A 1297-nucleotide genomic window follows, 5' to 3' on the forward strand; every position below is an offset into this window, starting at 1 on the left:
CGCTCGGCCCCTGGGCGGTGTCCGGCCCGGCGCTGGCCATCGGCACCGCCGCTTTGGCCGATGCGCCCTGGCGACAGGGCGCCGCCGCCCGGCTGGCCGCGGAATGCGCCCGGCTGGACGCGCTGCTGTCTGGCGCCGGGCTGCGTGTGCTGGGCGGCACGCTTCTGTTCCGGCTGGCGGAGGGCGATGCCGCGCACTGGCATGACAGGCTCGGCCGCCAGGGCATCCTGGTGCGGCCCTTCTCGGCCCGGCCGCGCTGGCTGCGCTTCGGCCTGCCGCCGGACGAGGCGGCCTGGGCCCGGCTGGAACGCGCCTTGGCGCCGGGCTGAGCCCCGCATCGCTGGTTTTTGATATTGAGAATAAGTCGCAATTGGCGCTAGATGGCGGGGTCCAGCGGAGGGGAGATCCCACCATGTTCCATCACCGCTCTTGCGGCACCGTCCAGCTCGTCGCCCTGATGGCGGCGCACCGCGCCTTGCACGACGCGCCCGCGCCCCTGCGCCAGCAGGATGTCGAGGCGCTGCTGGAGAAGCTGGAAACCCCGCCGCCGCCGCAGCAGCCGGCGGCGTGGCAGCCCCCCGTCACGCGCAGCTGGAGGTCATGAGCACCGGCAGCCCGGTCCAGAAGGTCGCCGCCAGCGCCAGCACGCAGCCGCCGAAGCCGACCACGCGGCGGAAGCTCTGCTCGGCATCGTCCAGTGGCGCGGCGCTCCACGCCGCCCAGCCGAGCAGGCCGAGCAGCGCCAGATGCAGCAGCCACACCGCCAGCATCACCAGGCGCTGCAGGCTGGCCGGGCCGATCGCGACCATCTCCCACCCCGCGGCGCAGCCGACCGAGACGGCGCCATAGAGCGCGACGAAGGCCAGGCTCCACAGGGTGAAGGCCAGCGTCGCCAGCGCCGCGCCGGGCAGGCGCCGCGCCCAGCCGGGCGAGAGGCCCCGCGTCAGCCGGGCGATCATGCCAAGCCCCCCCAGAGCAGCCAGAAGCCCAGGCAGGGCAGCCCGGCCAGCGCCGTATAGCCCTGCCACAGCCCGGTGTTGCGTGGCGCCAAGTCGCGCAGCGCCGAGACATAGCCGGCCCGCTCCCGCGCCGCGCTGTAGCCGGCCATCACGGTGCCGATGCCGGCATGCAGCGCCGCATAGACGCTGAAGGCCAGCAGCACGGCGGGCTGGGCGTGGCCGGTATAGTCGGCCCCGGCGCGCCAGGGCAGCCCGGCCAGGGCGGCGGTGGCCAGCAGCCCGCACAGCGCGGAGGCGATCATCCACCCCGTCCCGGCACGGCCGCGCGCGAGGCGGCG

At 75.3% G+C, this 1297-nt stretch carries 2 protein-coding genes and 2 pseudogenes; 2 read left to right on the forward strand and 2 right to left on the reverse strand.

Translation table 11 applies throughout. From position 1 onward, the window contains the following. Window positions 1-329: pseudogene (locus tag HMPREF0731_RS19570) on the forward strand (threonine-phosphate decarboxylase); the annotation flags it as partial. An 83-nt stretch (window positions 330-412) separates the two neighbouring features. Then, window positions 413-604, forward strand: a complete 192-nt coding sequence (locus HMPREF0731_RS19575; RefSeq protein WP_007005949.1) for a hypothetical protein — start codon at window positions 413-415, stop codon at window positions 602-604. Here HMPREF0731_RS19575 and HMPREF0731_RS19580 read toward each other — a convergent pair. Together HMPREF0731_RS19580 and HMPREF0731_RS19585 are read right to left on the reverse strand one after the other, a co-directional pair. Beyond that, the gene (locus HMPREF0731_RS19580) at window positions 582-959 is read right to left on the reverse strand and encodes a hypothetical protein (RefSeq protein ID WP_007005950.1); all 378 of its coding nucleotides are present in this window, start codon (window positions 957-959) and stop codon (window positions 582-584) included. The genes HMPREF0731_RS19575 and HMPREF0731_RS19580 overlap by 23 nt on opposite strands. Further along, window positions 956-1297: pseudogene (locus tag HMPREF0731_RS19585) on the reverse strand (cytochrome ubiquinol oxidase subunit I); the annotation flags it as partial. The pseudogene HMPREF0731_RS19585 and the gene HMPREF0731_RS19580, both read right to left, overlap by 4 nt.

Origin of the sequence: Pseudoroseomonas cervicalis ATCC 49957 (assembly GCF_000164635.1) — a bacterium.
Lineage (GTDB): Bacteria > Pseudomonadota > Alphaproteobacteria > Acetobacterales > Acetobacteraceae > Pseudoroseomonas > Pseudoroseomonas cervicalis.

What these genes read in the sequence shown, in the direction of transcription:
- HMPREF0731_RS19575 (WP_007005949.1), top strand. Translation starts at nt 413, where the DNA reads ATGTTCCATCACCGCTCTTGCGGCACCGTCCAGCTCGTCGCCCTGATG.
- HMPREF0731_RS19580 (WP_007005950.1), bottom strand. Translation starts at nt 959, where the DNA reads ATGATCGCCCGGCTGACGCGGGGCCTCTCGCCCGGCTGGGCGCGGCGC.